Below are 4,631 nucleotides of genomic sequence, written 5' to 3'. Positions count from 1 at the left end.
GGGCGTGGGGCCGGGTGGGGGGCGCGACCCCGGGGGCGCCGAGCAGGGCGCCGGAGCGGGCGCCGGCCGGCAGGCCGACGGCGGCCGCGGCCATCCGGCGGGCGTAGGCGCGGTGCCGCTCGGGGAAGTCGGCCTCGAACAGCTGGAGACAGGCCAGGGCGTGCCGCGACCCGACCGCGGACCCGTCGCGCACGGGCCGCCGCTCGAAGGCCCACTCGCTCCCGTACGAACTCTCCCAGACGGCCCCGGCCACGGTGGCGCCGGCTTCCGGGCCGGACTCCCCGGCCGACGCGGCGGCCGGGTCTGCGGCCGGGGCCGCGGTCGGCTTGCCGGGCGGGCCACTGACCGCAGCCGCGGCGCGGTCGCCGACCGCATGCGCGGCCGGGCCCGTGGCACGGTCCGGGGCCGGCCTCCCGGCCGGAGCCGCCGTCGGCTTTCCGGCGCGGTCGTGGACCGCATGCGCGGCGGGGCCCCAGCCGGAGTCTTCGGCGGATTCCGCCGCGAGCTCGGCCTCCAGGAGGTGCAGGGCCGCGAGGGCGTCCTGGGTCTTGACGTCCCCGTGGGCGGCCAGGTGGTCGACGAGGCGCTGCATCGCGGGGCGGGCGGGGCCCGCATGGTGGAGGAGGGCCTGTTCGGAGCGCTCCGTGAAGTGCAGGGAGTCGGCCACCTGCCGGATCCGCGCCGCCTCGGCGGCGGAGAGCCGGCCGGCGGCGGTCAGTTCTGCGACCGCATGCCGGACGGCGACCGTCGCCACCGTGAGGCGGCGCCCTCCGTCGCCGTCAGCGGCATGCAGCACGCCCACATCGGCATCCGCGACCAGCTCGCCGCAGCGGGCCGCCGTGTACACGTGGCCGAGGCCGCGCATGCCGAACCCGGCCAGCTCCGCGGCGCGCAGCGCGCCCAGGCTGGCCGTGCCCGCGACGCGCACCCCGAGGGCGAGCGTCGCGAGGATCTCCTTGTGCCGGATCGGCGCGAAGTGCTGGTAGACGCCGTCGATCACGAGCACCTGGTCCCCGGGCCGCAGGTCCAGCGCGAACAGGTCGCCGTGCCGGACCGGAGGCAGGTACGTGAAGGAGCCCGCGGGCCGTTCGGCCGGAGCCAGCGTCGGGCCCACGAAGGCGAAGCGGGCAGGCGGACGGGCTGTCACGTGAAGCTCCTGCTCGTGAGTTCCTGGGGGCGCGGGTGTTCGAGTACGAGGCCCAGGCCCGGGGCGAAGACCTGGACCACCGCGGGCCACGGGCGGCCGGCCGGGGTGAGGTCCACGGCGATGACGGGCCGCCCGGTGCGGGCGTGCACGGCGTCGACGAGCCCGTCCAGGACCTCGTCCAGGGTGCGGGCGGACGCGGCGCCCGGCGCGGGCAGCGGCTCGCTGCGGCCCGGGACCGGACGGGGTCGCCCGGCGGGGGCGCCCTGGAGCCGGAATGTCCATTCGGGGATGTCGTCGCGGCCGCCGCTGATCGTCGAACCGCGGCTCTGCACGGCCTCCAGCAGCGCCCGTTCGGCTGCGATCGCCGCGTCGGTGTGGCAGCCCGATCCGGCGAAGACCTGCCACATCTCCGGCTGGGTCAGCCGGCAGGTGTAGGTGTACGTGCCGGGCAGCGACGGGATCCGCTCCAGCACGGCGTCGGCGCCCGCCTCGCGGATCCGCTGCACGACCGGCTCCAGCCGGTCGCCCAGGCTGCCCGGTTCCACCCGTACGGCCTCCGCGCCGGCGTCGCCGAGGCGCGCCAGCGCGTCGCGCTCGCACAGCTCCAGCAGCCCGTGCAGCGCGGCTTCCACGTGGTCGTTGCCGCCGGCCAGGCCGTTCGTCGTCGTCACGAAGGTGCTCGGCTGCCACTGCCCGGCCGCCCAGCCGCGCAGGCCGACGGCCGCCGCGGGCAGCAGGGCCGGGGCGCCAAAGACCAGGTCCCAGCCCGCCACCCAGTCGAGTTCCGTACGGTCGTCGGCCAGCGAGACGGGATGCAGGGACAGTTCGCCGACGCCGTAGCCCGGCTCCAGTTCCCGGGCGCTGCCGTGCGCGACGGTCTCGGGACGGGCCTGTTCGGAGGCGGCGACCTCCAGCGACTCCATCACCGCCGAGATCCGGGCCGACGCGTGGTCGATGCCCTTGCCGGCGCTCGCCACCAGGGTGGCGGCCGCGGGCCGGATCGCGGTCCACACGGGAGTGCCGAGGGTGTCCAGACCGGTCAGGTCCGCCACCCGCGTGATGCCCCGGTCGGCGAGCAGCGGCTCCAGCCGGGCCCACGTCTGCTCCGCGGTGGTGCTGCGCAGGGTGCCCCGGGTGACGGCTGCGGGTCCTCCGCCGGTCAGCCAGGACGGACGCCGGGAGGCCCGCAGCCGGTTCACCGGTGCTCCCTGCGCAGGGTGACGGCGGCCCGGGTGACGGCCTTCTCGTCGGCGTCGGCGAGGTGGGCGAGCAGGGCCTGGCGCAGGAGTTCCGTGCGCTCGGCGGGGGAGTGCCGGTGGTGGTTCTCCTCGAACGCGGTGAAGCGCGGGTCCGCCATGAACGTGGCCAGCAGGACGTTGGCGAGGTTCTCGGCGGTCGGCTCCTCCACCGTGACCGCGATGTGGATCGAGTTGCCCTCGCGGGCCGTCGCGTAGTGCGGCGTGCCGTGCGGCATGTACAGGACGTCGCCGGGGCGCAGGGTGACCTCCACCCGCTCCTCGTCGGCGATCGGGCCCTCGTGGATGGTCGAGTCGCTGGTCGAGCCCGGGTGGATGCGGCCGAAGACCCAGTCCTTGGTGCCGGAGACCTGGAGCACGAAGACGTGCGCTCCGTCGTAGTGGGCCTGCATGGCGGTCTTGCCGGGCGGGCTCAGGAACACGAAGGACTCCAGGCCGCCGCGGAAGTGCGGCTGCATGCCCTGCACGAGCGTGCGGATCCGCGGGTGCCAGTGCTCGGCCTGGTTGAACTTGAAGGTCGCCCCGGCCTCCCAGTCCTTGTGGATCTGCTCGGCCCGGATGAAGCCGGTGAGGTCGTGGCCGACCACGCGCCGCTTGGTGGACATGTCGCTGATCGCGGTGCGCACGCCCTCGTTGAACACGGTGAAGTACGGCCGGGACAGCAGGCCGCACTCGACCTCGTCCCACATCTCCTGCTCGGTGATCAGGCCGGACAGGTCGCTCTGCGCGCGCAGTACCACGGGCTGGTTCGCCCAGTGGTCCCGGAAGAACACGGCGGGGTCGCCCACCAGATGGTCCAGGAGCGTGGGCAGTCCGTCGGCGGCCGGTGCGGCCGCGGTCCCGGAGAGGGTCCCGGGGGTGTGGGTCGTGACAGTCATCAGCCGATCGCCTCCCGCATCATGTCCACCGCCGTGCGCGTCCACCGCGTGCCGTCCAGGTTCTCGGCCTGCTCGTACAGGGCCGTGCGCACCGCGCTCGTCCGCTCGTCCAGCGGGCGCTGGTGGAAGTGGTGCACGAGCTCCGGGCGGTCCTCGAGGAAACGCTGCAGGAACGCCTCGACCAGGTTCTCGGGGGTCGGGTCGGTCAGCGTGAACGTCAGGTGCAGCGAGGGGCCGTCCACGGCGACCGCGTCGTGCGGCCAGCCGTGCGGGAGGTAGAGCACGTCGCCGGGCTCCATCGTGAACACGTGCGTCGGGCGGGACGCGTCGACGTCCAGTCCCGCGCCGGCCCCGACCTGGTCGGGCTCGGCGTACAGGTGCCACTCCTTGCGGCCCTCCAGCTGGATGGCCACCACGTGGGCGGCGTCGCGGTGCGGCAGCATGCCGCGCGACTCGTCCGGGGTCCAGAAGACGTACGAGTTCGCCGCGACGGGCAGGAACTCCTCCAGCCCGCGGGCGATGTCGCGGGTCTGCCGGTGCCAGTCCTGGAGCTGGTTGAGCTTGAGGGTCGCGCCGCGGTCCATGTGCCGGCGGACGGCGACCGGGTCGGGGAACCCTTCCCGCTTCTGACCGATGACGTCGCGCACCGACGTGTACGAGGTGACGGGGGGCACTTCGCCGTGCTTCAGCAGCGTGAAGTACGGCCACTTGAGCAGGCTCGCGTCGAGCCAGCGCTCGATGTCGGCGGAGCCGAGCAGATCCGACACGTCCACGGCGTTCTTGAGGATGCGGTGCGAGACGCCCCAGGCGTCTTCCAGCAGCCTGTCGCGGAGCGTGGCAGTCACGGAAGCGGCTGCGGTCATGCGGGGAGCCAGCCTTTCGGTCGGGGAGGGTCTTCGGGATCAGAGGCGCCCGGGAGCGGGATGCTCCCGGGCGGCCTTCTACCTGCTGACTGCCGAGCGATCAGGCCTCGTTGATCTGGCTGAGGACCATCATCGGGGCGTCGTACGCCTCGTCGTTGCTGAGGACCGCGGCCTTGGCCGGGTCGATGACACCCTCACCGGCGAGGCGGGCCTCGGTCGGGTTGGCGACGAGCTCGGTGTCGTTCAGGTTGTTGAGGACATCGCGCAGAGCCATGGGGAAACCTCCTTGGTGCGCCACTGCGAATCAGCGGCGGCTTGTTAACAGCATGTTCATGTCGACTTGACCGGCCCTTACGCGCGACTGGAGTCCGGACGGCGCCGCGGGCCGGTCCCGCTGGGGCGGGGAACGCGCGCGGGCCCCGGCGGGGCGGGGGCGCGCGCGGGGCCGGGGGTGCGGGGGGCGCGGGGGGGGGGGGCGCGCCGCCGC

Annotated in this window: 5 protein-coding genes; all 5 read right to left on the bottom strand. The window is 74.4% G+C overall.

Annotation, left to right across the window (positions count from 1 at the left end):
• Positions 1-1,147, bottom strand: a 1,147-nt coding sequence (locus tag ACFXA3_RS36100; protein WP_385194258.1) for a TfuA-like protein, incomplete at its 3' end; no start/stop codon positions are given.
• Positions 1,144-2,346, bottom strand: a complete 1,203-nt coding sequence (locus ACFXA3_RS36095; protein ID WP_385194255.1) for a YcaO-like family protein — start codon at positions 2,344-2,346, stop codon at positions 1,144-1,146. The genes ACFXA3_RS36100 and ACFXA3_RS36095, both read right to left, overlap by 4 nt.
• A complete protein-coding gene (locus ACFXA3_RS36090) occupies positions 2,343-3,281 on the bottom strand; it encodes a JmjC domain-containing protein (RefSeq protein WP_385194253.1) in 939 nt (312 codons plus the stop codon). Before ACFXA3_RS36090 ends, ACFXA3_RS36095 begins: the two co-directional genes overlap by 4 nt.
• Complete coding sequence (locus ACFXA3_RS36085; RefSeq protein WP_385194251.1) at positions 3,281-4,144, bottom strand: JmjC domain-containing protein; 864 nt, start codon at positions 4,142-4,144, stop codon at positions 3,281-3,283. Before ACFXA3_RS36085 ends, ACFXA3_RS36090 begins: the two co-directional genes overlap by 1 nt.
• Before the next feature lie 100 nt (positions 4,145-4,244).
• Entirely contained in the window at positions 4,245-4,418 is a 174-nt protein-coding gene (locus tag ACFXA3_RS36080; RefSeq protein ID WP_159044106.1) for a hypothetical protein, read from the bottom strand.
• Positions 4,419-4,631 lie beyond the last annotated feature (213 nt).

It is taken from the genome of Streptomyces sp. NPDC059456, assembly GCF_042750055.1.
Lineage (GTDB): Bacteria > Actinomycetota > Actinomycetes > Streptomycetales > Streptomycetaceae > Streptomyces.
The sequence above is the reverse complement of the archived record's forward strand: the minus strand, read 5'-3'. Positions and strand labels throughout refer to the sequence as shown.